Origin of the sequence: Streptomyces sp. NPDC127106, from assembly GCF_042677605.1 — a bacterium.
GTDB lineage: Bacteria > Actinomycetota > Actinomycetes > Streptomycetales > Streptomycetaceae > Streptomyces.
The window spans coordinates 27485-49993 of the sequence record NZ_JBHXTC010000028.1 but is presented as its reverse complement, the minus strand read 5'-3'; the positions used below and the strand labels follow the sequence as shown (position 1 = coordinate 49993).

25 protein-coding genes and 2 pseudogenes are annotated in these 22509 nt (G+C 71.0%); 17 read left to right on the top strand and 10 right to left on the bottom strand.

All coding sequences use genetic code 11. The features are described from left to right. Positions 1 to 242 precede the first annotated feature (242 nt). Genes ACFVGY_RS22705 through ACFVGY_RS22685 form a run of 5 tightly spaced genes read left to right on the top strand, consistent with a single transcriptional unit; the run spans position 243 to position 4509 of the window. Positions 243 to 1217, top strand: coding sequence for a PstS family phosphate ABC transporter substrate-binding protein (locus ACFVGY_RS22705; protein WP_385680123.1), 975 nt, complete (start codon positions 243 to 245; stop codon positions 1215 to 1217). Continuing rightward, complete coding sequence (gene pstC, locus ACFVGY_RS22700; protein ID WP_385680121.1) at positions 1214 to 2164, top strand: phosphate ABC transporter permease subunit PstC; 951 nt, start codon at positions 1214 to 1216, stop codon at positions 2162 to 2164. Before ACFVGY_RS22705 ends, pstC begins: the two co-directional genes overlap by 4 nt. Further along, positions 2161 to 3075: a phosphate ABC transporter permease PstA gene (pstA, locus tag ACFVGY_RS22695; protein ID WP_385680119.1), complete on the top strand. Its 915-nt coding sequence runs from the start codon at positions 2161 to 2163 to the stop codon at positions 3073 to 3075. Before pstC ends, pstA begins: the two co-directional genes overlap by 4 nt. A 53-nt stretch (positions 3076 to 3128) precedes the next feature. After that, positions 3129 to 3977, top strand: a complete 849-nt coding sequence (pstB, locus tag ACFVGY_RS22690; protein WP_385680192.1) for a phosphate ABC transporter ATP-binding protein PstB — start codon at positions 3129 to 3131, stop codon at positions 3975 to 3977. A 58-nt stretch (positions 3978 to 4035) separates the two neighbouring features. Further along, on the top strand, positions 4036 to 4509 hold the full coding sequence (locus tag ACFVGY_RS22685) for a winged helix-turn-helix domain-containing protein (protein WP_385680117.1): 474 nt from the start codon (positions 4036 to 4038) through the stop codon (positions 4507 to 4509). 19 nt (positions 4510 to 4528) lie between these two features. On the opposite strand, the gene ACFVGY_RS22680 is transcribed toward ACFVGY_RS22685, so the two are convergent. Continuing rightward, positions 4529 to 5209 (bottom strand): three-helix bundle dimerization domain-containing protein, encoded by a 681-nt coding sequence (locus ACFVGY_RS22680; protein ID WP_385680115.1) that lies wholly within the window; start codon positions 5207 to 5209, stop codon positions 4529 to 4531. A gap of 170 nt (positions 5210 to 5379) precedes the next feature. Here ACFVGY_RS22680 and ACFVGY_RS22675 point away from each other — a divergent pair, with 170 nt between their 5' ends. Further along, positions 5380 to 5754, top strand: a complete 375-nt coding sequence (locus ACFVGY_RS22675; RefSeq protein WP_385680113.1) for an ArsR/SmtB family transcription factor — start codon at positions 5380 to 5382, stop codon at positions 5752 to 5754. 2 nt (positions 5755 to 5756) lie between these two features. Here the strand turns inward: ACFVGY_RS22675 and ACFVGY_RS22670 are convergent, their stop codons facing one another. The 3 genes and pseudogenes from ACFVGY_RS22670 to ACFVGY_RS22660 form a co-directional block, all read right to left on the bottom strand. After that, complete coding sequence (locus tag ACFVGY_RS22670; RefSeq protein WP_385680196.1) at positions 5757 to 6125, bottom strand: hypothetical protein; 369 nt, start codon at positions 6123 to 6125, stop codon at positions 5757 to 5759. Further along, positions 6109 to 6225: pseudogene (locus ACFVGY_RS22665) on the bottom strand (FAD-binding protein); the annotation flags it as partial. The gene ACFVGY_RS22670 and the pseudogene ACFVGY_RS22665, both read right to left, overlap by 17 nt. Further along, a complete protein-coding gene (locus ACFVGY_RS22660; protein WP_385680111.1) occupies positions 6222 to 6644 on the bottom strand; it encodes an arsenate reductase ArsC in 423 nt (140 codons plus the stop codon). The pseudogene ACFVGY_RS22665 and the gene ACFVGY_RS22660, both read right to left, overlap by 4 nt. A gap of 90 nt (positions 6645 to 6734) precedes the next feature. Here ACFVGY_RS22660 and ACFVGY_RS22655 point away from each other — a divergent pair, with 90 nt between their 5' ends. The 5 genes from ACFVGY_RS22655 to ACFVGY_RS22635 all read left to right on the top strand — a co-directional run bounded on the left by ACFVGY_RS22655 (position 6735) and on the right by ACFVGY_RS22635 (position 11138). Further along, positions 6735 to 7049 carry an ArsR/SmtB family transcription factor gene (locus ACFVGY_RS22655; RefSeq protein WP_385680109.1) on the top strand — a complete coding sequence of 105 codons (315 nt, stop codon included), beginning with the start codon at positions 6735 to 6737 and terminating at the stop codon, positions 7047 to 7049. A gap of 38 nt (positions 7050 to 7087) precedes the next feature. Next, on the top strand, positions 7088 to 7885 hold the full coding sequence (locus tag ACFVGY_RS22650) for an aquaporin (protein WP_385680107.1): 798 nt from the start codon (positions 7088 to 7090) through the stop codon (positions 7883 to 7885). Then, positions 7882 to 8943, top strand: a complete 1062-nt coding sequence (locus tag ACFVGY_RS22645) for an ArsO family NAD(P)H-dependent flavin-containing monooxygenase (protein WP_385680105.1) — start codon at positions 7882 to 7884, stop codon at positions 8941 to 8943. Before ACFVGY_RS22650 ends, ACFVGY_RS22645 begins: the two co-directional genes overlap by 4 nt. 767 nt (positions 8944 to 9710) lie before the next feature. Beyond that, complete coding sequence (locus tag ACFVGY_RS22640) at positions 9711 to 10703, top strand: bile acid:sodium symporter (RefSeq protein ID WP_385680103.1); 993 nt, start codon at positions 9711 to 9713, stop codon at positions 10701 to 10703. 249 nt (positions 10704 to 10952) lie between these two features. Further along, positions 10953 to 11138, top strand: a complete 186-nt coding sequence (locus ACFVGY_RS22635; protein ID WP_385680101.1) for a hypothetical protein — start codon at positions 10953 to 10955, stop codon at positions 11136 to 11138. A gap of 12 nt (positions 11139 to 11150) precedes the next feature. On the opposite strand, the gene ACFVGY_RS22630 is transcribed toward ACFVGY_RS22635, so the two are convergent. After that, entirely contained in the window at positions 11151 to 11519 is a 369-nt protein-coding gene (locus tag ACFVGY_RS22630; protein WP_385680099.1) for an ArsR/SmtB family transcription factor, read from the bottom strand. Positions 11520 to 11774: 255 nt separating this feature from the next. On the opposite strand from ACFVGY_RS22630, the gene ACFVGY_RS22625 reads away from it, so the two are divergent. The 3 genes from ACFVGY_RS22625 (at position 11775) to ACFVGY_RS22615 (ending at position 15216) form a co-directional block, all read left to right on the top strand. Then, positions 11775 to 13136, top strand: coding sequence for an NAD(P)-binding domain-containing protein (locus ACFVGY_RS22625; protein WP_385680097.1), 1362 nt, complete (start codon positions 11775 to 11777; stop codon positions 13134 to 13136). Positions 13137 to 13554: 418 nt separating this feature from the next. Then, positions 13555 to 14448: an alpha/beta fold hydrolase gene (locus ACFVGY_RS22620; RefSeq protein WP_385680096.1), complete on the top strand. Its 894-nt coding sequence runs from the start codon at positions 13555 to 13557 to the stop codon at positions 14446 to 14448. A 144-nt stretch (positions 14449 to 14592) separates the two neighbouring features. After that, positions 14593 to 15216 (top strand): MBL fold metallo-hydrolase, encoded by a 624-nt coding sequence (locus ACFVGY_RS22615; protein ID WP_385680094.1) that lies wholly within the window; start codon positions 14593 to 14595, stop codon positions 15214 to 15216. Between the two features lie 100 nt (positions 15217 to 15316). Here ACFVGY_RS22615 and ACFVGY_RS22610 read toward each other — a convergent pair whose 3' ends face one another. Continuing rightward, on the bottom strand, positions 15317 to 16789 hold the full coding sequence (locus ACFVGY_RS22610) for an FAD-dependent monooxygenase (RefSeq protein WP_385680092.1): 1473 nt from the start codon (positions 16787 to 16789) through the stop codon (positions 15317 to 15319). A gap of 61 nt (positions 16790 to 16850) precedes the next feature. On the opposite strand from ACFVGY_RS22610, the gene ACFVGY_RS22605 reads away from it, so the two are divergent. Continuing rightward, positions 16851 to 17474, top strand: a complete 624-nt coding sequence (locus ACFVGY_RS22605) for a TetR/AcrR family transcriptional regulator C-terminal domain-containing protein (RefSeq protein ID WP_385680091.1) — start codon at positions 16851 to 16853, stop codon at positions 17472 to 17474. A gap of 105 nt (positions 17475 to 17579) precedes the next feature. Here the strand turns inward: ACFVGY_RS22605 and ACFVGY_RS22600 are convergent, their stop codons facing one another. The 4 genes and pseudogenes from ACFVGY_RS22600 to ACFVGY_RS22585 form a co-directional block, all read right to left on the bottom strand. Next, complete coding sequence (locus ACFVGY_RS22600) at positions 17580 to 17702, bottom strand: WYL domain-containing protein (RefSeq protein ID WP_385680194.1); 123 nt, start codon at positions 17700 to 17702, stop codon at positions 17580 to 17582. A 59-nt stretch (positions 17703 to 17761) separates the two neighbouring features. Beyond that, positions 17762 to 18037 (bottom strand): annotated as a pseudogene (locus ACFVGY_RS22595) (WYL domain-containing protein); the annotation flags it as partial. 365 nt (positions 18038 to 18402) lie between these two features. Further along, positions 18403 to 18984: a TetR/AcrR family transcriptional regulator gene (locus ACFVGY_RS22590; protein WP_385680089.1), complete on the bottom strand. Its 582-nt coding sequence runs from the start codon at positions 18982 to 18984 to the stop codon at positions 18403 to 18405. Between the two features lie 81 nt (positions 18985 to 19065). Further along, positions 19066 to 19956 carry an SDR family NAD(P)-dependent oxidoreductase gene (locus ACFVGY_RS22585; protein ID WP_385680087.1) on the bottom strand — a complete coding sequence of 297 codons (891 nt, stop codon included), beginning with the start codon at positions 19954 to 19956 and terminating at the stop codon, positions 19066 to 19068. Between the two features lie 284 nt (positions 19957 to 20240). Between ACFVGY_RS22585 and ACFVGY_RS22580 the strand changes: the two genes are divergently transcribed. Both ACFVGY_RS22580 and ACFVGY_RS22575 read left to right on the top strand, forming a co-directional pair. Next, positions 20241 to 20777: a DUF6328 family protein gene (locus tag ACFVGY_RS22580; RefSeq protein WP_385680085.1), complete on the top strand. Its 537-nt coding sequence runs from the start codon at positions 20241 to 20243 to the stop codon at positions 20775 to 20777. A 279-nt stretch (positions 20778 to 21056) separates the two neighbouring features. After that, positions 21057 to 22343, top strand: coding sequence for a phosphatase PAP2 family protein (locus ACFVGY_RS22575; protein WP_385680190.1), 1287 nt, complete (start codon positions 21057 to 21059; stop codon positions 22341 to 22343). Positions 22344 to 22509 lie beyond the last annotated feature (166 nt).

The window sequence follows — 22509 nt, the reverse complement described above, 5'->3', positions numbered from 1 at the left end:
AGGGGGCCGGGTGATGTCGCCGCGCTCGCATTGGTCGACGCGCCAACGGCCCTGGCGGCGAGCAGGGGCTCAGGCTTGCATCATGATCTGTCTATATAGATGCCTGCCTATAGTTCACGCGTTGAGGGGTAATTCTTCGCGCTCTGTTCATATAGGCGAGCTTCGATCTAACTGTCCGAAAAGAGCGCTCAGCGCGCCGGCTTTCAGACGCGGGGCGCTGGCAGACGCGAGGGTCGAAAGTCGTGAACATTTCCACTTCGCTGCGCCAGGCCTCGCTCCCGATGGCTCTGACGGCGGCTGTGATGCTGGCGGTGAGCGCGTGCGGGGGCGGTGACGCGGGCTCGAACAGCACGAGCGAGAAGCTGTCCGGCACGGTCAAGGTCGACGGCTCCAGCACCGTGGCCCCGCTGTCCACCGCGGCGGCCCAGCTCTTCCAGACCCAGAACCCCGGGGTCAGGGTCACCGTCGGGACATCCGGCACCGGTGGCGGATTCGAGAAGTTCTGCAACGGTGAGACGGACATCTCCAACGCCTCGCGTGCGATCAAGGACGAGGAGAAGGCCGCCTGCGACAAGAAGGGCATCAAGTTCGAGCAGTTCCAGGTCGCCAACGACGGCCTGTCCGTCGTGGTGAGCAAGGACAACGACTTCGTCCAGTGCCTCACCGTCGCCCAGCTGAAGAAGATCTGGGAGCCGGGCTCCAAGGTCACCAACTGGAACCAGGTCGACCCCAAGTTCCCTGATGCCAAGCTCGAACTCTTCGGTGCCGGCACCGACTCGGGTACCTTCGACTACTTCACCAAGGAGATCAACGGCAAGGAGAAGGCCTCCCGCACGGACTACAACCCGAGCGAGGACGACAACGTCACCGTCCGCGGCGTCTCCGGCTCCAAGGGCGGCCTCGGCTACTTCGGCCTGTCCTACTACGAGGAGAACAAGGACAAGCTGAAGCTCGTCAAGATCGACGGCGGCAACGGCTGCGTCGAGCCGACCACCCAGACGGTCCAGGACGGCACGTACAAGCCGCTCTCCCGCCCGCTGTTCATCTACCCGAACGCGGCCTCGCTGGACAAGAAGCCCGTCGAGGCGTACGTCGAGTTCTACGTGGCGAACCACGCCGACATCGCCAAGAAGTCCCTCTTCGTGCCGCTGAACGCGGCCCAGGAGGCACAGCTCAAGACCGCCCTCGAAAAGCTGCGGACGCAGCACGGGTCATGAGCGCTCCGACGACGAGGCGGCGGGCCGATTCGGGAAGCCCCGGCTTCCTGAAGCGGTCCCAGCCGCGCTACGGCGAGAAGGTCATCAAGGTCCTCCTGGTGGCCGCCTCCCTGGTCTCGGTGCTGACCACCCTCGGCATCGTCGTCGCCCTGATCCCGCCCGCCAGCCAGTTCTTCTCCAAGGTCGGCTTCGGCGAGTTCCTCACCGGCACCGACTGGGCCCCGCTCTTCAGCCCGCCGCACTTCGGCGTACTGCCGCTGGTCGCCGGCACGCTGATGGTCACGGTGATCGCGCTGCTGGTCGCCGTACCGCTCGGCCTCGGGGCCGCCGTCTGCCTCAGCGAGTACGCCAGTCGCCGCGTCCGCAGCTTCTTCAAGCCGGTGCTGGAAGTCCTCGCGGGCATCCCGACCGTCGTCTACGGCTTCTTCGCCCTCAAGGCGATGACCCCCGTACTGCAGAACATCTGGCCCACGGGCAACGGGCCGCAGATCTTCAACGCGCTCTCCGCCGGCTTCGTCATGGGCATCATGATCATCCCGACCGTCGCGTCCCTGGCCGAGGACGCCATGAACGCCGTGCCCCGCGCTCTGCGCGACGGCGCCTTCGCGCTCGGATCCTCCCGAATGCAGGTCTCCACCCGCGTCGTCTTCCCCGCCGCCCTGTCCGGGATCGTCGCCGCCGTCGTCCTGGGCGTCTCCCGCGCGCTCGGCGAGACGATGATCGTGGCGATCGCGGCGGGCGGACAGCCCAACCTGTCCTTCAACCCCCTCGAGGGCATGCAGACGATGACCGCGTTCATCGCCGCCGCCGGCATCGGCGACCTGCCCACCGGCTCCACCGGATACCAGACGATCTTCGCCGTGGGCGCGCTGCTGTTCGCGATGACCCTGGTGATGAACCTGCTCAGCATCCGCTTGGTGCGCAAGTACCGCGAGGTGTACGAATGAGCCCCCGCGTCATGGACCAGCCCACCGCCACCGGCCCGGCCCCCGAGGCCCGCCGCCTCAAGGGCCGCGGCACCCCGTGGCGCGAGCGGTTCTTCCACCTCAGCCTCTGGGCCTCCCTCGCCGTCGGCGTCGTCTTCCTGGTGTCGCTGCTCGTCTACGTCGTCGTGGAGGGATGGCCGCGCCTCGACTCCCGGCTGTGGAGCAACTTCCCGGACATCATCGACCCGACCCAGGCCGGAGCCCAGTCCGCGATCATGGGCACGGTGTGGGTGATCGGCTTCACCGCCCTCTACTGCCTGCCCACCGGCGTCCTCACGGCCATCTACCTGGAGGAGTACGCCGATCCGCACCGCTGGTGGAACCGCGCAGTCGAGATCAACATCCAGAACCTGGCCGCCGTACCCTCCATCGTCTACGGCATCCTCGGCCTCGGAGTCATCTCCCGCGGCCTGGGCTTCGGCCAGACCGTCCTGACGGCCTCCCTCACCCTGTCCCTCCTGGTCCTGCCGGTTGTGATCATCTCCTCGCGGGAGGCGATCCGGGCCGTACCGCAGTCCATTCGGCAGGCATCCCTTGCCCTGGGCGCCACCCAGTGGCAGACCATCTGGCGCCAGGTTCTGCCGGCCGCCGTCCCCGGCATGGCCACCGGCTCGATCCTCGCCCTGTCCCGCGCCATCGGCGAGGCGGCCCCGCTGCTGCTGCTCGGCGGCCTGACCTTCATCACCTTCAACCCGACCGGCGTGCACAGCCAGTTCACCGTGCTCCCGATCCAGATCTTCAACTGGATCAGCCAGTCCCGGGCCGAGTTCGTCGCCCTCGCCTCCGCCGCGATCGTGATCCTCCTGGTGATCCTGCTCGCCATGAACTCGTTCGCCATCTGGCTCCGCAACCGCTACTCCCGCACCTGGTGACCGCCATGACCGCCCCCATCGAACCGGCAGCCGATGCCCCGCAGGAGACCGCCATGACCACCCCGCCCGACAGCTCCGGCGGCACCAGGACGCCGCGCGTCACCTACCGTGAGGCGGGCTCCCTCGACAGCCCGGTCTTCGACGTCGGAGGCCTGTCCGTCTTCTACGGCGACCACGAGGCCGTCCGTGACGTCAACATGCTCATCGGCCACCGTCAGATCACCGCCATGATCGGCCCCTCGGGCTGTGGCAAGTCGACCGTGCTGCGCTGCTTCAATCGCATGAACGACCTCATCCAGGGCGCCCGGATCGCGGGCAAGATCCGCTATCACGGCGAGGACCTGTACGGCCGCGACGTCGACCCCATAGAGGTCCGCCGGCGCATCGGCATGGTCTTCCAGAAGCCCAACCCGTTTCCGAAGTCGATCTACGACAATATCGCGTACGGCCCGCGCGTCGGCGGCGCCAAGGGCAACCTCGACGACCTCGTCGAGGAGACGCTGACGCACGCCGCCCTGTGGGACGAGGTGAAGGACAAGCTGAAGTCCTCGGCCCTGGCACTGTCCGGTGGTCAGCAGCAGCGGCTGTGCATCGCCCGCACCATCGCCGTCGAGCCCGAGGTGATCCTCATGGACGAGCCCTGCTCGTCCCTGGACCCGATCGCCACCGCGAAGATCGAGGACCTCATGGAGCACCTCGCCCAGGAGTTCACGATCATCGTCGTCACCCACAACATGCAGCAGGCCGCCCGAGTTTCGCACCACACTGCTTTCTTCACCGCGGACATCGACGACAAGGGTGTGCGCCACGGTCGACTGGTCGAGTACGACGAGACGTCGCGCCTCTTCTCCAACCCCTCCGACCAGCGCACCGAGGACTACATCTCAGGCCGCTTCGGCTGACCGGTCCCGATGCGGCCGGAACGCAGCCGCCGTAGCCAGATATGAAGGAGAACCACGGGTGACCCCCGACGCACCTCAGCAGGCCCAGGTCGGCGCCCAGCGCAGCCCGGCAACGGCAGCCCTGGCGGCCGGAGCCCTTGCCTTCGTCGCCCGCCCGTACCGGATCGAAGAGATGGCCTGCTGGGCCACGGTCAGGGCCTCGACGAGCTCGATCGGCGACATCGAACTCGATCCTGCGGGCTTCCACGTCTCCGTGCGCAGCCGGTCTCTCCAACTCCCGGTACGGGAGTTCATGCTGCTGCGCTACCTGATGCAGCACCCCAACCGTGTCGTCAGCCGTGGCGAGCTGACCCGGGCGCTGTGGGGCACCGACCATCTGGACAGCAACACGCTGACCGTCCACGTGCGCCGGGTCCGGCACAAGCTCGTGGACGAGGGCGGAAGTTGCTGCACGATCGACGCCATCCGCGGCGTCGGCTATCGCCTGGAGTGCGCGGCCGACCGGACCGCGGGGCGGGCCGGCCCTGCGTAGAACGGGAAGGCGCGGGCCGTCAGGCCTGCGCCGCACCGGCCGGCAGCAGCTCGCGCACCAGCTGCTCGATCCGGTGCCGCAGCGCGTCCCTGACGGAGCGGGCGCTCTCGATGTCCAGCCCGGACAGGTCCGGAAGATCCCAGTCCAGATAGCGGCGGCCCGGTCGTACGGGGCAGGCATCACCACAGCCCAGCGTCACCACGACGTCAGACGCCGTGATGATCTCCTTCGTCAGCGGCTTGGGGAACTCCTCACCGGTCTTCAGGCCCTGTTCCGCCAGGAGTTGCCGTACGACCGGGTCTATGGCGCGGGCCGGTGCGGATCCGGCGGTCAGGACGTGGATCGCCTCTCCTGCGAGATGCCGCATCAGGGCTGCCGCGAGCTGTGACCGGCCGGCATTCTCCGTGCACACGAACAGCACCTCGGGCACCGGCTTGGGCGACAGCCCCAGGCCGCGGGCCAGGGCGCTCAGGCGCTGGTCGGCGAAACGCTCGACGAGTACGGGAACGTGCCGTTCCCATCGCGCCCGGTAGCCCAGAAGGTCCGCGCAGTCGGCGACGTACTCCGCCACCGTCTCGCGCGAGAAGCACCGGCGGTGCCGGGCGGCGAGCCGTGCGGTGATGCGACCCAGGACGGCCTCGGTGTCACGCAAGGGAGGTGTGGGGCGACCCAGCGGGCCCAGGGGAGTCGAGTCGTCCACCGCAGCACCTCCTCACCCGGGCCCACGGCTACGTGGCGCCTCTCACAAGCCATGATAGGCGGATGTCTATGTATCGGGGAGGCGGGACGCGAAGGTGAACGGTAGGTGAATAGGTGCCTGGGCGGCTCCTGGACGACGGTGGATCATTCGTTCGATCGTATGGTGAATAGATGGCCGTCACTGCGATAGGCGCATCCGAGTCGGAGGCGGACGCTTCGGAGTCGGAGGCATGCTCCCCGAAGCTGTCCTGCCTTCTGATCGACCGCACGGAGGCGGAACGGCTGGCCGGCATGCTGAAGGCGATCGCCGACCCCACCCGCCTGCAAATATTGCGCCTGATCGAGCGCTCGCCCTCCGGCGAGGCCTGTGTGTGCGACCTGACCGAATGCCTGGGCCTGCGGCAACCGACGGTCAGTCACCACCTCAAGCTGATGACGGAGGCCGGTCTGCTCACCCGCGAACGGCGGGGGACCTGGGCCTGGTACTCCGTGGACGAGGAAGGCCTGCGTCGCCTGCGCGACATCCTCGATCCGGCAACCGCCTGAACCTAGCGCAGGGTCGGAACGACCTCGCGGACCTTGGCGGCCACGCCGGTCGGCAGCGGAGCGTAGTGGATCTCGGGAAGGATCTTCTGGCCGTCATCGCCGGCGGTATACGTGAGGAAGGACTTCAGCGCCGCCAGCGTCTCCGCCTTGTTGCCCTTGTTGCAGACGATCTCGTACGTGATGAGCACGATCGGGTACGCCCCGGGGCTGGGGGCGCCGTAGTCGAAGGCCAGGGTCAAGTCGCCGTCCGTACCGACGAACCGCGCGGCCCCGATGGCCTTCGATGCCGTCTCGGCTGATGGAGCCACTGGTTCTCCGGCTCCGCTGTCGATGTGTACGGTCTTGATCTTCCGGGCTGCGGCGAAGGACAAGCGGCTCCAGGTTCGCCCGCGCCGTGTAGAGCGCGGCGGTGTACCCGGCGGGGCCGGAGCCGATGACGATGATGTTGCGTATGCCCCCCGCCGCGCTCACGCCGCCGGTTCCGGGGCGATCTCCGCGATCAGGCCCTCGACGAGCTTCTTGATCTCGTCACGGATGGGGCGGACGGCCTCGACGCCCTGGCCGGCCGGGTCCTCGAGCTTCCAGTCCAGGTAGCGCTTGCCCGGAAAGACGGGGCAGGTGTCGCCGCAGCCCATGGTGATGCACACGTCGGAGGCCTTGACGGCGTCGACCGTGAGGATCGTCGGGGTCTCGGCGGACATGTCGATGCCGACCTCGAGCATGGCCTCGACGGCGGCGGGGTTGACCGAGTCGGCGGGGGCGGAGCCGGCGGAGCGGACCTCGACGCGGTCGCCGGCCAGGTGGGACAGCCAGGCGGCGGCCATCTGGGAGCGGCCGGCGTTGTGGACACAAACGAACAGGACAGAGGGCTTGCCGGACTGCTCGGACATCAGACGTCTCTCTCGACTCAAGGGGAAAAGGAGCTACAAAAGATCAGCTCCCGGTGGTGTCAGCCACCACTGATGTGAGAGTATCAGTCCATGATGACGTCAGTCGACACTGAACTGATCCGAGTCCTGGCAGACCCCCTCAGGCTTCAGATCGTGACCCTGCTCGCCCGCGAGACGCTGTGCACCACGCACCTCGTGGAAGAGACCGGTGCCAAGCAGACCAACCTCTCCAACCACCTGAAGGTGCTGAGAGAGGCCGGGGTCGTGGAGACGGAGCCATGCGGGCGGTACGTCTACTACCGTCTGCGCCCGGAAGTCATCGAAGGCATCGCCGGTCAGTTCGCCGACCTCGCCAAGACCGCGCGGGCCACCGCCGAAACGAACAACAAGCGGTCCTGCCCCTAGCCCGCTTCCAGCCTCACCCTGCCCGAGGAGAACCTGCCTTGACCGCCACCGAGCCCGTCGGCACCGCCCCCGCAGCGGAGTCCCCGATAGCTGCCGCCGACGCGCCCCAGCCCGCTCCCGGCGCGACCCCGCCCCGTACCCCGCTGATCGCCCGGGCCGCCGCCGAGCTGGTCGGCACCGCCGCCCTGGTGGCCGTCGTCGTCGGCTCCGGTATCCAGGCCACCGAGCTGACCCAGGACGTCGCGCTCCAGCTGCTGGCCAACTCCACCGCCACGGTGTTCGGCCTCGGCGTGCTGATCGCCCTGCTCGGCCCGGTGTCCGGTGCGCACTTCAACCCGGCGGTCACGCTGGCCGAGTGGTGGACCGCCCGGCGGGGTGGCGCGGGCGTGAACGCCCGTGAGCTGGCGGTGTACGTGCCCGCGCAGATCGTCGGTGCGATCGCGGGCGCGATCCTGGCGGACGCGATGTTCGGCGAGCCGCTGGTGAAGTGGTCCACTCACGACCGCTCCGCCGGCAACCTGCTCCTCGGCGAGGTCGTGGCCACGGCCGGCCTGATCCTGCTGATCTTCGGCCTGGCGCGTACGGGTCGCCTCCGCTTCGCCCCGGTCGCCGTGGCCTCGTACATCGGCGCCGCCTACTGGTTCACCTCGTCCACGTCGTTCGCGAACCCGGCCGTCACCATCGGCCGTGCGTTCACGGACACCTTCGCGGGCATCGCCCCCAGCTCGGTGGCCGGCTTCATCGGCATGCAGCTGATCGGTGTCGTGGTCGGCCTGGCCCTGGTGGCCGTCATCTTCATGCGCGGCAGGACCGAGCAGGACCCGCCCGCGGCATGACGCAGCGCACCGACGTGGTGGTGATCGGCGGCGGCCAGTCCGGGCTCGCCGCCGGCTACCACCTGCGCCGCCTGGGCATCGAGCACGTCATCCTCGACGCGGCTGCCGCGCCCGGCGGCGCCTGGCAGCACGCCTGGGAATCCCTTCGCCTCTTCTCCCCGGCGCAGTACTCGTCCCTGCCCGGGCGGCTGATGCCGGTCCAGCCCGGCGAGACCTACCCGGACGCCGCGCACGTCGTCTCGTACCTCGCCGACTACGAGAAGCGGTACGAGCTGCCCGTACGTCGCGAGGTGTGGGTCGAGGCGGTTCACCGCGACGGCGCGCACCTACGCGTCGAGACCGACTGCGGCGACTGGCAGGCCCGGGCGGTTATCAGCGCCACGGGCACCTGGACCCGCCCCTTCCTGCCCGCGGTCCCCGGCAGCCGAGACTTCACCGGCCGCCAGCTCCACACCGTCCAGTACCGCAGCCCGGCCGCATTCACGGGGCAGCGGGTCATCGTCGTGGGCGGCGGCAACTCCGGCGCACAGATCGCCGCCGACCTCGCCCGGGCGGACGTCCACCTGACCTGGGCCACCCAGCGCCTGCCGCGGTACCTCGCCGACGACATCGACGGCCGTGCCCTGTTCGACCACGCCACCGCCCGGCGCCGCGCCCTCGACGACGGCCGCACGGACACCGGCGGAGTCGCCTCGCTCGGCGACATCGTCGCCGTCCCGCCCGTACGGGCCGCCCGCGACGCCGGACGTCTGACCGCGGAGCCGATGTTCGCGCGCCTGACGGCGACCGGCGTCGAATGGTCCGACGGTTCGCAGACCGAAGCCGACGTGGTCATCTGGTGCACCGGCTTCCGTCCCGCCCTCGCCCACTTCGCCTCCCTCCGCCTGCGCGGCACCCGCGGCCACATCACCACCCTCGGCACGCGCGCCGTCGACGAGCCGCGGCTCCACCTCCTCGGCTACGGCGACTGGACCGGCCCGGCCTCGGCCACCCTCATCGGTGTCGGTCGCCCCGCCCGTGAGGCGGCCCGTGAGATCGCGGAGCTGCTGCGGGCTTGACCTTCGATTCGGGTCGAAGGTTTACGCTGATGGGGCTGACGCTGGAGGACATCCGGGAGCTCCTCGAGGTACGTGACCAAGGTGCGTGCGCGGAGGTGAGGGCGCGGATGCTGCCCCTGGTCGCGGACCGGATCGCCGACGCCGACCGGCGGGGTGGCCGAGCTGGCCGCCTTCTCCGCACGCCTCACCGACGTCCACGAGCACCTCTCCGGGCCGCGCCGGACGGTGCCTGCGGCCCCGAATGCGGCTGCACCACACGGGAGGGGAGTGCCGGGGGCGGGCCCATGCCCGTCGACCTCTCGCCCCCGCGTACCGAGCCGGCGACCGAGCCGGCGACCGAGCCGGCGACCGCGCCGGCCACCGAGATCCCGGAAGGGCTGCGGCTGACGTTCGGCGCGAGCCCCGACCTGGCCGGTGAACTGGCGCGTCTGGCAGTGGCCGAGCAGGGCTGCTGCTCCTTCTTCGACTTCGACCTCCGCCTGGCGCCGGGACCGGCTGACGCTGACGGTGCGGGCACCCGATGCCGCCGCCGGGCTGCTGGCCGACCTGTTCCCGGGAGGTACCTCATGACCGGCACTGAGCGCTCCCGCGGCTGCGGCTGCGGCTGCGCCGGCGCAAGGCCGCGGCCCTGCCGCAGTGATCAGAGCGGCCACGTGGACCTGGGCCTTCCCACGCGCCGAGAGAATGGGTCCGGAGCCGGCTTCCCCCGTTGACGCCGGCCCGGACCGGGAGCCGGCCACGGCGTACGAACAGAAGGACTGCGGAACATGTCCACAGCACAGGGCGGGCTGGTCCAGCGCATGGAGGACCACCAGATCGCGATCTACCTGGCCGCCCTGGCCTCGGGCGCGCTGCTGGGCTGGGCCGCTCCGGCCGCCGGGCCCGGCCTGGAGTACGCGATCAACCCGGTGCTGGGGGCTCTGCTGTTCGTCACCTTCCTCCAGGTCCCCGCGGGCGACCTGCTGCATTCGCTGCGCGACGGAAGGTTCATGGGGGCCGCGCTGGTGGTCAACTTCGTCGTCGTACCGCTCGTCGTGGCCGCGATGTTCGCGTTCCTGCCCGCCGACCAGGCGGTGCGACTGGGTGTCCTGCTGGTGTTGCTGTGCCCGTGCGTGGACTACGTCATCGTCTTCAGCGGCCTCGCCGGTGCCGACAGCCGCCGCCTGCTCGCAGCCACGCCCCTGTTGCTGATCGCGCAGATGCTGCTGCTTCCCGTCTTCCTGTACCTCTTCATGGGCTCCGGCCTGGGGCACGTCGTCGACGCCGGCCCGTTCCTGGAGGCCTTCTTCACCCTGATCGTCATCCCGCTGGCCCTGGCCTGGGCCCTACAGGCGTGGGCGGCCCGACGCCCGGCCGGGCGGACGGTGTCCCGGGCAGCCACTACGACGATGGTGCCGCTGATGGCCGCCACGTTGGTCACGGTCGTGGCCTCGCAGGTCCCCGAGCTGGGTGGCAGTCTCGGCGACGTCGCGGCCGTCGTCCCCTGCTACGCCGCGTTCCTGGTCGTGATGGCATGCGCGGGTCGTGCGGTCGCCCGCCTGTTCCGCCTGGACGCCGCCGCGTCACGGGCGGTGATCTTCACCGGAGCCACCCGCAACTCCCTCGTCGTCCTGCCCCTGGCCCTGGCCCTGCCGGACGACCTCGCGGTCGCCGCGGTGGTCGTGGTCGCCCAGACCCTCGTCGAGGTCCTCGGCATGGTCGCCTACGTGCGGCTCGTTCCCCGGCTCGTCCCGGCGCGGGCCGTGGTCACGACCGGGTGAGGATCGGGCAGACGTCCCCGGCCGAGCAGGACCGGGGGTCTGCGGCGGCCGCCCGCCCCGCGAGCTCCCGCACAGCGGCCCCCGCCTGCCTCAGCTCTGCCATGCGCTGCACGATCTCGGCCCGGCGGCCGACGCGCTGGCCGAGCCGGATCGCGAAAACTTCCTGAGGGTGGACGCAGACGCGGCTGGCCGGCTCGCTGCGGCCTACCCCACCGTGTGCGGCTGGCCGGCGGCGTCCAGGTCTGGTCCATGTGCGCGATCGACGCCCTCGGCATCTCCGCGATGCTCGGCCAGGACGCCACGGTCACCGGCCTTCCGTCCGCCGAACAAGGGCAGCGGGCACACCCGGAATTCCTCGGGGAGACCGTCAGCCGGACCCGCGCCGTAGGACTCGGCGAGCAGCCCCTCGGTCCGCTCCTCCGGGACGACGCCTGAAGGAAGCCGAGGTCAAGCTGCTTTCCCCGCGCCGGCCAGCAGCGCGCCCATGGCCGCGACCACGGACGGCTCGACCCGGTAGTAGACCCACGTCCCGCGCCGCTCGGAGGACAGCAGCCCGGCTTCCTTGAGCTTCTTCAGGTGATGGGAGACGGTCGGCTGGGACACGCCGACGTCCGAGATGTCACAGACGCAGGCCTCCCCGCCCTCGTGGGAGGCGACGGCGGAGAAGAGGCGCAGACGCACCGGGTCGCCCAGGGCCTTGAACATCCTCGCCGTGCGCTCCGCCTCCTCTGCCGTGAGCGGGCGCTCGGTCAGCGGCGGGCAGCACGGCGCAACGGCTTCAGGCTCCAGCAGGGGCAGCGTGCTCACGTTAGACATGCATCTATGTTGACATACGTCGAACTAGTGCGGCCAGTGTCCCTCCAGGCCCCACAGAGGCAAGCCGGTCATGCGTGAGGGAGATGCCGCCGTGGTGCAGTGGGCGGCCCGTGGTCGTCCAGGCCGCCGCCGAGGGCTGCGCACCGCCAGGGGGAGATGCTGCTTCGATGAATGTCTATGTTGACGTCTATCGAAACAAGCGCCATGCTGGCAGGGCAAGCCATCGACAGGTATCGAAATATCGAGGAGTCGACCATGAACGCGCCCGCCACCACCGACCTGCCCGTCGTCGTCATCGGAGCGGGCCCCTCCGGCCTGGCCGCCGCAGCCCACCTCGTCGATCGGGGCCTGGAACCCCTGGTCCTGGAGGCCGGCCCGGCCGCCGGCAGTGCCGTGCGCGAGTGGAGCCACGTACGGTTGTTCTCCGCGTGGGGCGAGGTCGTCGACCCGGCCGCCGAGAAGCTCCTCGCCCCCACCGGCTGGGTCAAGCCGGAGCCCGGCGGCTACCCGACCGGCGGTGACTGGGCCGAGCAGTACCTCCAGCCGCTGGCAGCCGTACTCGGCGACCGCGTCCGCCTCGGCGCCCGGGTGACCGGAGTCTCCCGCCAGGGCCGCGACCGGGTCGTGGACGCCGACCGCGAGCAGCAGGCCTTCACCGTCCACGTCGCGCACGCTGACGGAACGGAGCAGCGGCTCACCGCGCGCGCCGTGATCGATGCCTCGGGCACCTGGTCGACCCCCAGCCCCATCGGCGGCGACGGCCTGCCCGCGCTCGGCGAGCGCACCGCAGCCGACCGGATCTCCTACCGCGTGCCGGACCTCGAGGACCCGGCGATCCGGGCCCGTTACGCCGGCAAGCGCACCGCCGTGATCGGCTCCGGCGCCTCCGCCTTCACCGCACTCGCGTACCTGGCCGACCTGGCCGAGGAGACCGACGGCACCCACACCACCTGGATCCTGCGCCGCGGCATCTCCGGCTCCACCTTCGGCGGCGGCGAAGCCGACCAGCTGCCCGCCCGCGGCGCCCTGGGCCTGGCCGCCAAGGCCGCCGTCGACCACGGGTACGCCGACGCGGTCACCGGCTTCCGCACCACCGCCGTCGAACGGGACGGCGAGCAGCTGGTCCTCGTCGCCGAGGACGGCCGCCGCCTCGACCCGGTCGACGAGGTCATCGTCCTGACCGGCTTCCGCCCCGACCTGTCGTTCCTGGCCGAGCTGCGCCTGGACCTGGACGAGCGCCTCCAGGCTCCGGTCGGGCTGGCACCCCTGATCGACCCGAACCAGCACTCCTGCGGCACCGTCTACCCGCACGGCGTGAACGAGCTCTCCCACCCGGAGCAGGACGTCTACCTGGTCGGCATGAAGTCCTACGGCCGTGCCCCGACCTTCCTGGCCATGACCGGCTACGAGCAGGTGCGCTCGATCGCCGCCGCCCTCGCCGGCGACCGCGAGGCCGCCGAACGCGTCGAACTCACCCTGCCGGAGACCGGTGTCTGCGGCGGCGCGGGCCTCTTCGACCAGCCCGAGGCCGCCGGGGAGAACAGCGGTGGCGGCTGCTGCGCCGCTCCGGCCACCTTCACCCTCGGGGCCCCGGCAACCTCCTCCGGCGGCTACTGACCGCCAGAAGTGGCTGACCTCCAAAGCGGCGCGACCGCGACCGGGGCGGAGGTCCGGTCGCGGCCGCGCGCTGTCCTGCCCGCCCTCTGTGCCACCAGATCACGTCCCGGGGCATCGTCTACTGGACCGCTGCTCCGCTGACCAGCACCACTCGACCGGAGCCGTGGCCGTCCGCGGCGCGGACTGCGGTCCACGGCTCGGCCGAACCGATGTGCATGCTCGTGGGTCCTCTATCGGCCGGCCACCGGTGCGGCCTGACCACCGGAGGCTCCCTCACATGTTTAGGTGAGGGACCGGAGGCCTGCCGAGTGTGACGGTGTCCCCCGCGCCTCCGAGACGGACATGGGAGGTGGCCTCGGGTCAGCGTCACCGAGCCCTCCGGACCAGTGGTCGCAGGACACCCCATCGGAGCGTGCACATGGCTACCGGCACCACCGAGAGCAGCGCCAGGAGCGGGCAGCAGAACTCGTACGCCACCCTGCCGAACAAGACGGTCACCGCCGCGAACGGCATCGCCTACGCCTACCGGGACACAGGAGGGAGTCATACAGGCGTCCCGCTGGTCCTGCTCCAGCACTTCCGCGGGAACCTGGACAACTGGGATCCCGCACTCGTCGACGCGCTCGCCTCGACCAGGCGTGTGATCGCCTTCGACAACACCGGGGTCGGCGGCTCCGGCGGTAGTACACCGCACACCGTGGAGCAGATGGCCCACGACGCCCTCGCCTTCCTGGCCGCGACGGGCCTGGAGCAGGTCGACGTCCTGGGGTTCTCCCTCGGTAGCTTCGTCGCCCAGCAGATCGCCCTGACCAGGCCGAACGTCGTCAGGCGCCTGGTGCTGGCCTCGTCAGCGCCGCAGGGCGCGGCCGGGATGCACGGCTGGGCACCGGAGGTCATCGGCGCCATCGGCGCCCCCGACAGCGGCGCCGAGGAAGTGCTCGACGTCTTCTACACCCCCTCACCGGCGAGCCGGAAGGCTGGGGAACAGTCCTTGCAGCGGATGTTCGCCAGGACCGAGGACCGGGACGTGCCGACGTCCTGGGCGACCCGGGAGGCGCAGTACGACGCGGTCTGCGCCTGGGGCATCCCCGACCACGGCCTGCTCCAACGGCTCGGTTGCCTCGAACTGCCCGTGTTCGTGGCCAATGGCGACAGCGACCCGATGATCCTGCCCCACTACACCCACCTGCTCGCCGGTCTGATCCCGCAGGCACGGCTGAAGATCTACCCCGACGCGGCCCACGGCTTCCTGTTCCAGCACCACGCCGAGTTCGCCGCCGACGTCGAAGCGTTCCTCGCCGACCCGCAGTAGCCGCATCGATCACCGCCTGGGCACCCACCCACGAAGGCCCGGTGACGGCCCCGTGACGGCCCGAGCCCGTCCTCCCGCATCGCACCGCTCCAGCCCGCCAGAAGGGGCAGCACCGACGGCCAGATCGAGGAGGTCGCCGCATGGGTGGCCGACAGCGGGAAGAACGTCATCGCCACCGCCGGCACCATCGCCGTCATGCACGGCAACGTGGAAGCCCGGCCGTTCGCCTGGGACAAGCTCTGGCCCGGGCAGATCCCCGACGCCCCGGTCACCGCCGTCACCGTCCCCGACAACACCCTCACCCTCGAAGGGCACGCCCTGCACCTCGTCGAGGTGGGCCACACCGACACCGAGCAGACCAGCGTCGTGCACGTCCCCGACCTCGGTCTCGTGGTCGCCGGCGACGCGCTCTACAACGGCGCCCACATGTACCTCGGCGAGTCGGCCGGGGGCGGCCTGGACGCCTGGCGCCAGGCCATCAGCACCGTCGAGGCGCTCGCACCCCGGTACGTCGTCGCCGGCCACAAGAACGAGGACCTCGACGACGACGCCACCCGCGTCATCGCCGGGACCCGTCGGTACCTCGACGACGCCGAGGCGTCGCTGGAGCAGTGCTCCTCCGCGACCGAGTTCTTCCACACGATGGTCGACCGCCACCCCGACCTCCCCTACGGCAGGACCCTCCTGTGGGTCGGTGCGAAGACGCTCTACGCCCTGCGCGAGCCGGGGGCCGACCCCGTCGCCGCGGCCGTGGGCAGCTGGTTCTAGGAGCGGTCACGTGCACCCGGCGACGACACATCTGATCGTTCCACACCGGGCCTGTCGGCCGGCGTCTTCCGCTGCGCGCTCAGGGCGAGCCCGTCCGCCTTCACGGTGTGGCTGCGGCGAGTGCCTCCTGTGCGGCGGCAGCGAGGTCCGCGTCGTTCCCCTCGGTGCCGATCCAGGCGACGTGCCCGTCGGGGCGGATCAGGGCGGCGCGTACGTCCGCCCAGGCGGCGGGCGGGCGGTGGAGGGCGCCGGTGCGTACGACGAGCCCGGGCCGATCCGGTGTGGACGGTCGGTCGCCGCCGGACAGCAGGAGCAGGAGGTGAGCATCGGCCCGCAGAAGGGCGAACAGGCCGGCGTCGGAGCCGGCGAAGGCCAGGTCGGGGGCGCGGGTGCCGGTGAGGGGGTGCGCGTCCGGGACGGTCGCAGGGTAGCGGACGGCGAGCGCGGTGAGGCGTTCGGACAGATCCTCGTTGACCGCGGGGCGTCGGACGATCACGTCGCCGAGCAGGGTGCGCAGGGCGAGGTTCTCGGGTGTGAAGGAGGACATCAGTGCGGTCTGGGCGCGACTGTGCTCGGCGAGTCGGGCCCCGACGGGGTGGCGTTCGTCGTGGTAGGTGTCGAGCAGGCCGTCGGGCGCACGTCCGGTCAGGGTGGCGGCGAGTTTCCAGCCGAGGTTGTGTGCGTCCTGGATGCCGACGTTCATGCCGACTCCGCCGGCGGGGAAGTGCTGGTGGGCGGCGTCTCCGGCGAGGAGGACGCGCCCGCGGCGGTAGCGGTCGGCCAGGCGGGTGGCGTTGCCGAAGCGGGAGAGCCACCGGGGGTCCCGCATGCCGAAGTCCTCTCCGGCGATGGCGATCGTCTTGTCGCGCAGTTCGGCGAGGGTGAGCTCTGCCGGCCGGGTTGCAGTGAGGCTGTCGGGGCTGACGCCGACGACCCGGTACAGCCCGTCGGGCATCGGTGCGACCATCAGTCCGCCGCGGGGGCCGAAGGTGCTGAAGCCCGCCCGTGGCGGGCTGTCGAGGAGGACGTCCCCGAGCCAGCCGTAGACGGTGGAGGGGGTACCGGGGAAGTCGATGCCGGCGGTGGTGCGGACGGTGCTGCGGACGCCGTCGCAGCCGACGAGGTAGGCGGCCGGCAGTTCGTACGGGCCGTCAGGCCCCTGCGCCCGTACGGTGATCGACTCCGTGTGCTCGGTGAACCCGGTGACGCGGTGACCACGGAGGAGCCGGGCCCCGAGCGCGCGTGCGTGGTCTTCCAGGAGTTCCTCGGTCCGGGCCTGCGGCAGGGCGAGGGTGTAGGGGAAGGGGGTGGCGAGCCCCCGGAAGTCGAGGCGCTCGGCGAGCATGGCGAAGTGGCCCCCCGGGATGCGCAGGCCCTCGTCGAGGAACGGGCCGTGTGTGCCGCGCGAGGCGAGCACCTCGATGGTGCGCGGGTGGATGGTGAGCGCCTTGGAGCGCCGATCGATCTCCTGGCGCTGTTCGAGCACGGTGGCGTCCACACCGCCGCGCCGCAGTTCGCTTGCGAGCCACAGGCCGACCGGGCCGCCCCCGGCGATGACGACGAGTTGTTCCATGACGTCCCCTCACTACTTTCTTGGTCACTGACCAATGCTTGGCGCTGAGTAAACTAGGTCAATGACCAAGAAGCAAGCGGGTGAGGGGCAGGGCGCACGCCTGGACGCCGACACGGTGATCCGGGCGGCGCTGGACGTGCTGGAGGAGAAGGGGCTGGAGGCGCTGTCCACACGGGCCGTCGCCGACCGCCTCGGCGTGCGGATGAACACCGTGCTCTGGCACGTCAAAACCAAGGCGCGGATGCTGGAGCTGATGGCCGACGCCCTCATCGGCGAGATCCCGCTCGGCGGGTTGCCCGACTCCTGGGACGAGCGGGTCCGTGAACTGGCCCGCCGCTATCGCGGCGCGCTGCTCGCCCACCGTGACGGAGCTGCCCTCGTCGTCGGCACCAATGCCCCCGAGCCGCACACCCTCCGCTTCGCGAACGCCCTCGTCAGTGGCCTGCTGGACGGCGGCCTGGACGAGCGCGAGGCAGCCTGGACGGCGTGGACGCTCGTCTACTTCACTCTCGGACTGGCCCAGGAGGAACAGGCCGCCGCACACCAACCCCTGGAAGGACGGCTGCCAGCAGCGGTCTCCGCGACGGCGCACCCCGCCCTCCACCGGGCGCTCGCCCACGTCGGCGCGGACTCCTTCGACGAGCGCTTCGCGTACGGCCTGTCGAGGATCCTCGCCCGGCCGTGAGCATGCACGGGACGGCGCAGGCCCCGGATCCTGCTACGGGGCCGGCCGGGGGGAAGACCACCCGGAGCCTTTCGACGCGCCCGTCGCGGGGAGCCGACCCAGAGGTCAGACGGGGCCGGTGAGCCCGTAGGCCCGGGCGAGTGCGCCGATCGTGTCGGCCATGGCCCGGCGTAGTTCGGCCGGCGCGACGACCTCCACGTCCGCGCCGAGCCGCAGCAGTTCACGCATGCGTGCGCGGTGCTCTCGATCGGAACAACCGCCTCCACCCATCCGTCCGCGCCGACGGCCGTCGCGGTGGCGTCGACGCCCCGCACCACCTCCGGCGCCACGTTGTCGGGCAGGCGTCGGCGTCCTCGCCGGGACAGGTGGATGGTGGCCGTGCCCGTGTAGCGGCGTGCCTGGAAGTCCGCCAGGTGGGCGGCCCAGTACGCGCCCAGTTCGAAGACCCGCGGCCGGTCGAACCGTTCCTCGCTCAGCACCGCGTCGAGGACCTGGGCGACGCGGTAGGTCGCCGTCCCGCTCTCCGTAGCGGCTACGACGTACCAGACGCCGGACTTGAGCACCAGGCCGTAGGGGCGGAGACGGCGGGACACCTCCTGCGGCGCGCGTCAGCGACGGTAGCGCGCGTCCACGACCCGCTGCGTGAGCACCGCGTCGACGAACAGCGGCAGCTGCGGCGTCTGCTCGGGCTCCCGGTACCAGCCCGGAGCGTCCAGGTGCTCACCGCCGGCACTTCACCGCCGTACGTGCACACCCCGTCGCACGGGACGAAGTCCTGTCCGGCATCGAGCGGGAGCAGACGGCCGCCCCCCGGACCCTGCGCCTGGCGCCCACGGGCCGCTCGCTCATCTCCTGACCGTGCCGGTGCTGGCCGCACCTGCCCCCACGGGTCGCACCGAGGTCCGGTGCCGGTGCTCCGGGAGGAGCCTCACGGCCGCGGTGGCGCGGCGCGCAGACCCCCGAGCAGTGTGGCCAGGTAGCGGTGCGCGGTGTCGATCCGGTCGGTGGAACCGCCGCTGTGGACGTCCACGGCGTAGGCGATGCCGCACATGAGGGGAACCAGGTCGGCGGAGGCCACGTCGGTGCGTACGACCCCGGCCGTGCGGGCCCGGTCGAGGAGTGCGCTGCCGGTCGACCACAGGGACTTCTTGAGTTCGGTGGTGTGCGGCAGGGCGTCTGCGGGGGCGGCGGTGACCGGTGCCAGTGAGGCGTCGGTGACCTGCGCCTCGACCGTGCGGGTCAGGAAGGCCTCCAGCGCGCGCCCGGGGTCGGTGTCGGCCAGCGCCTGCTCACCGTGGGCGACCAGGGCTTCCAGGCACGGGGTGGCGACGGTCTCCAGCAGTGCCTCGGTCGTGGCGAAGTGGCGGTAGACGGTGCCGACACCGAGTTCGGCGCGCCGGGCGACGTCGTTGAGCTGCAACGGTATGCCCTGGTCGACGAGCGAGCGGGCGACGGCGACGATCCGGTCCCAGTTGCGGGCCGCGTCCTTGCGCAGGGGCGTCGTCGTCATGGGGACATGCTAATCGGATGCCCCATCCGGTGATCCCGCCGCCGCCCGTGCCGCCGCCGCCCGCCGGGTCAGCCCGCCCGCTCAGCCCGCCACGAGGGGCGCGTACTGCTCGCTGAGTCGGCGCACCGCCTCGACGGCGCGCGGGTCGGTCGCGGCGCTGAACGGCCTCACCGGACGGGCCCGTGCGCCGATGACGATGCCGGTCCGGCCCGTCAGGGCGTCATCGGTGGCCGCGACGATCGAAGGCCTGGCCGCCACGGAGGCCGGACCCGAAGTCGAGCGTTCGAACTTTCGGCGCACCAGCGGCCACAGCAACCGCAGGGCGGGCGAGACGATCTTCGGGTCGGTCAGGGTTCCGTCGGTCATGGCGGTCGCGGCGCCACCGGGGTCGGCGGCGAAGACCGATACGCCCGTGCCGTCGAGCCGCTCGGCCAGGTCGAGCGTGTAGACGAGGTTGGCGAGCTTGGCGCGACCGTACCAGTGGAAGCCGTAGTAGCCGCCGGGCGGCTCAACGGCGTTGAACGTCCGCTTGGCGAGCGCGACCGCACCCGAGGTCACGTTCACGATCCTGCTCGGCGCGCCGGCCGTCAGGGTGGGCAGGAGGAGTTCGGTCAGCAGATAGGGCGAGAGGTGGTTGACGGCGAACGACGCCTCGACGCCGCCCAGGTCCTGTCGCTCCGCGAACATCGCCCCGACGTTGTTGACCAGCACGGTCAGCGGTGCGCCCGCGGCGGCACGGTCGGCCGCGATCCGGTCGGCCAGCGCGCGCACCTCGTCGAGCGAGGCGAGGTCGGCGGCGAGGAACCGGGCGGCAGGCGCCGGGCTCGCTGCGTTGATCCGCTCGACTGCCCGGGCACCCCGGTCGGCGTCGCGCCCGACCACGGTGACCGAGAACCCGGCAGCCGCCAGTCCCAGCGCAGTCTCCAAGCCGATGCCGCCCGTTCCAGCCGTGACCACTGCCGTCCTTTTCATGGCTCACCCACCCTCTCTCGAATCGGATAGCTCATCCGTTTGTCGGATCGTAGCAGCTATCTGGATGATCTATCCGGTTAGCTTCCCCTCCTGTGCGGTGGGCAGGGGCGCGAAGTGACGAGGTGTGTGGTCCGTCAGGAGTCGGGTGAACCGGGCGGGCGGGGGTGTCGTTTACCCGTTCACCGGAACTTCATCAGGGGTTCGGCGGGAAGCCCGTGCGACGGGCGCGGCGCTGCCTCGACGCGGATGCCCGCCGGACCACCCCCACTGGAAGAGGTACCGCCATGGCCCTGACCGCCAAGAGGCCGACCCTCCGGCCGGTTCCCGAGCGGCACCGCCCGCCCGCGCCGCCGGCTGCCCCCGACTCCGATGCGCGGACCGAACCGGATCCGGGCGATGCGTACGCCGAGCTCTTACAGGAAGTCCGTGTCGCCCAGACGGGGGTGCAGATCCTGCTGGGCTTCCTCATGACGTTCGCCTTCAGCCCGCGCTTCGACGCGCTCACGGACGTGCAGGCCGGCCAGTACGTGGTGACCCTGCTGGTCACCTTCGGCGCCGCCGCGTTCCTCACCGCGCCGGCACCGTTCCACCGGGTGGTGTTCCGCTGTGGAATGCGGACCCAACTGGTCACGGTCTCCCACAGGCTGGCCATCGCCGGCCTGGTGCTGCTCATGGTGGCCATGAGCAGCTCGCTCCTCCTGGTGGTGGCCATGGTGCTGGGCGTGGGCGGCTCCGCGGTGCTGACGTCCGTGATCCTCGGTGGAGTGGTCTGGCTCTGGTTCGGCCTGCCGCTCTGGTGCCGTCTGCGCCATCGCCGATGACGCCCGGTCGGCTCCGTCGCCATCCGTCCCGCCGCGGCCGAGGCGGCCGTCAACCCGGGTGCGCCGAGCCGTCCCCACCGGCGGCCGTCGGCCTGCGGGGGCCCCTCGGCGTGGTAGGGATCACCTGGTAGTGGATCCCGGTCGCTCCGCTAGCATGTTCGAGTCAACACTGACCAAGTTGAATCATGAACATCGGCTGAAGAATTGATATCTGCGGTATCGCGCGTCCTCGCGCGCATCGACGGGGCAGTCGAGTCGGCCGCGTGGCGTCGGCCGCGGGTGGTGCTGTGGGCCGCGGTGAGCGCGGTGGCCCTCGGATTCCTCGTCGCGCTGGAGATCGCCGCGCGCGGTTACGGCACGCCGGGTCCGATCACCGCCCAGGCGCGCGAGGTGATCTTCGCTCCCGCGTCGGGGACGGTGCTGTACGCCAGTATGACGTTGATGCTGGTGGTGCTCACCTGGCGGCAGCGCTTCCTCGCGGTCGGCGCAGCCATCGGCATCGACCTGGTCTTCTGGCTCGTGCGGTGGGCGGTCGGCGCCGAGATGATGTTCGGCAACGGTGCGTTGTGGGTGACGCTGGGGTGTGCCGTCATCGCCGTGACGCGCCGCACCGGCCGGGAGCGCGTCCTGCTGCTCCAGGGCGTCGGACTGGCCCTGCTGCTGGTGGCCGGCCGGAAGACCGGCTACACCTGGCTGCTGATCACGTCAAAGACCCGCCCCATGGTGCTCGACCCGTACGTGGCGACCGCCGACCACGCGTTGGGCAACCCCTCATGGGTGGTGGGGCGGATCGTCGAGGCCACCGGCTCGGTCGGCGCCCATGTCCTTGACTGGGTCTACGTCCAGCTCGCGGTGGCCGCGGTGATCGTCGCGCTGTACCAGCTGCGCAACGTGGCGGTCGAGCGCCGCTTCCCCGGCCACCACCTGGTCCGCACCTTCCTGGTCATCGGGCTGCTCGGACCTGCCATCTACATGGTCTTCCCGGTGGTCGGGCCGATCTTCGCGTACGGGGCGGACGGGGGCCAGTGGGCACTGGCCGACCTGTGGCCGAACACGCCGCCGCCGGTCGGCACCCCGCAGCCGATCCCCTTCGACGAGGTCACCCCGCGCAACTGCATGCCCAGCCTGCACACGGCGTGGGCCACCGCGATCTTCCTGCACTCCCGCAAGGGCCCGTGGGCCCTGCGCTTCCTGGGCACGTTCTGGCTGATCACCACGCTCGGCGCGACCCTGGGCTTCGGCTACCACTACGGTGCGGACATCGTCGCCGGCGTGGTGTTCACGCTCACGATCGACGCGGCGATGCGCTCGGTCGACCGGGGCTGGGACCGGCAGGGGATCCGGCTGGTCTGCTACGGCACCGCGGTCTTCGCCGCGCTCCTGGCCTCGTACCGCTACCTGTCGGTGGAGATGGCCGGACACCCGTGGGTGTTCGGGCCGCTGATCGTGCTGGCGATGGCCTCGGTGGCCTACGGCTACGTCCGGGCCACCCGGCGGTGGGACCGGCAGCCCGAGCCGGTGCGGCTGCCGGAACCGCGACGCGAAGCACAGCCCGAACTGGTCTGAGCCGCCCGGTGCCGGTGCCGGTGCGGGTGACGGGTACGGGTACGGGTACGGGTACGGGGGCGTGGGGGGGGGGGGGGGGCGCGGGGGCGCGGGGGGGGGCGCCCGGCGGGGCGCCGGGGGGGGGGGGAGGCGGCTGGAGAAATGTCGTGGTTGAGGAGAGCGGAGC

Bases quoted from the DNA above. Each gene is read 5' to 3' on its own strand.
- pstC (WP_385680121.1), top strand. From the start codon at position 1,214: ATGAGCGCTCCGACGACGAGGCGGCGGGCCGATTCGGGAAGCCCCGGC.
- pstA (WP_385680119.1), top strand. From the start codon at position 2,161: ATGAGCCCCCGCGTCATGGACCAGCCCACCGCCACCGGCCCGGCCCCC.
- pstB (WP_385680192.1), top strand. From the start codon at position 3,129: ATGACCACCCCGCCCGACAGCTCCGGCGGCACCAGGACGCCGCGCGTC.
- ACFVGY_RS22675 (WP_385680113.1), top strand. From the start codon at position 5,380: ATGGCCGTCACTGCGATAGGCGCATCCGAGTCGGAGGCGGACGCTTCG.
- ACFVGY_RS22660 (WP_385680111.1), bottom strand. From the start codon at position 6,644: ATGTCCGAGCAGTCCGGCAAGCCCTCTGTCCTGTTCGTTTGTGTCCAC.
- ACFVGY_RS22655 (WP_385680109.1), top strand. From the start codon at position 6,735: ATGATGACGTCAGTCGACACTGAACTGATCCGAGTCCTGGCAGACCCC.
- ACFVGY_RS22645 (WP_385680105.1), top strand. From the start codon at position 7,882: ATGACGCAGCGCACCGACGTGGTGGTGATCGGCGGCGGCCAGTCCGGG.
- ACFVGY_RS22640 (WP_385680103.1), top strand. From the start codon at position 9,711: ATGTCCACAGCACAGGGCGGGCTGGTCCAGCGCATGGAGGACCACCAG.
- ACFVGY_RS22635 (WP_385680101.1), top strand. From the start codon at position 10,953: ATGTGCGCGATCGACGCCCTCGGCATCTCCGCGATGCTCGGCCAGGAC.
- ACFVGY_RS22630 (WP_385680099.1), bottom strand. From the start codon at position 11,519: ATGTCTAACGTGAGCACGCTGCCCCTGCTGGAGCCTGAAGCCGTTGCG.
- ACFVGY_RS22625 (WP_385680097.1), top strand. From the start codon at position 11,775: ATGAACGCGCCCGCCACCACCGACCTGCCCGTCGTCGTCATCGGAGCG.
- ACFVGY_RS22620 (WP_385680096.1), top strand. From the start codon at position 13,555: ATGGCTACCGGCACCACCGAGAGCAGCGCCAGGAGCGGGCAGCAGAAC.
- ACFVGY_RS22610 (WP_385680092.1), bottom strand. From the start codon at position 16,789: ATGGAACAACTCGTCGTCATCGCCGGGGGCGGCCCGGTCGGCCTGTGG.
- ACFVGY_RS22605 (WP_385680091.1), top strand. From the start codon at position 16,851: ATGACCAAGAAGCAAGCGGGTGAGGGGCAGGGCGCACGCCTGGACGCC.
- ACFVGY_RS22600 (WP_385680194.1), bottom strand. From the start codon at position 17,702: ATGCGTGAACTGCTGCGGCTCGGCGCGGACGTGGAGGTCGTCGCGCCG.
- ACFVGY_RS22590 (WP_385680089.1), bottom strand. From the start codon at position 18,984: ATGACGACGACGCCCCTGCGCAAGGACGCGGCCCGCAACTGGGACCGG.
- ACFVGY_RS22585 (WP_385680087.1), bottom strand. From the start codon at position 19,956: ATGAAAAGGACGGCAGTGGTCACGGCTGGAACGGGCGGCATCGGCTTG.
- ACFVGY_RS22580 (WP_385680085.1), top strand. From the start codon at position 20,241: ATGGCCCTGACCGCCAAGAGGCCGACCCTCCGGCCGGTTCCCGAGCGG.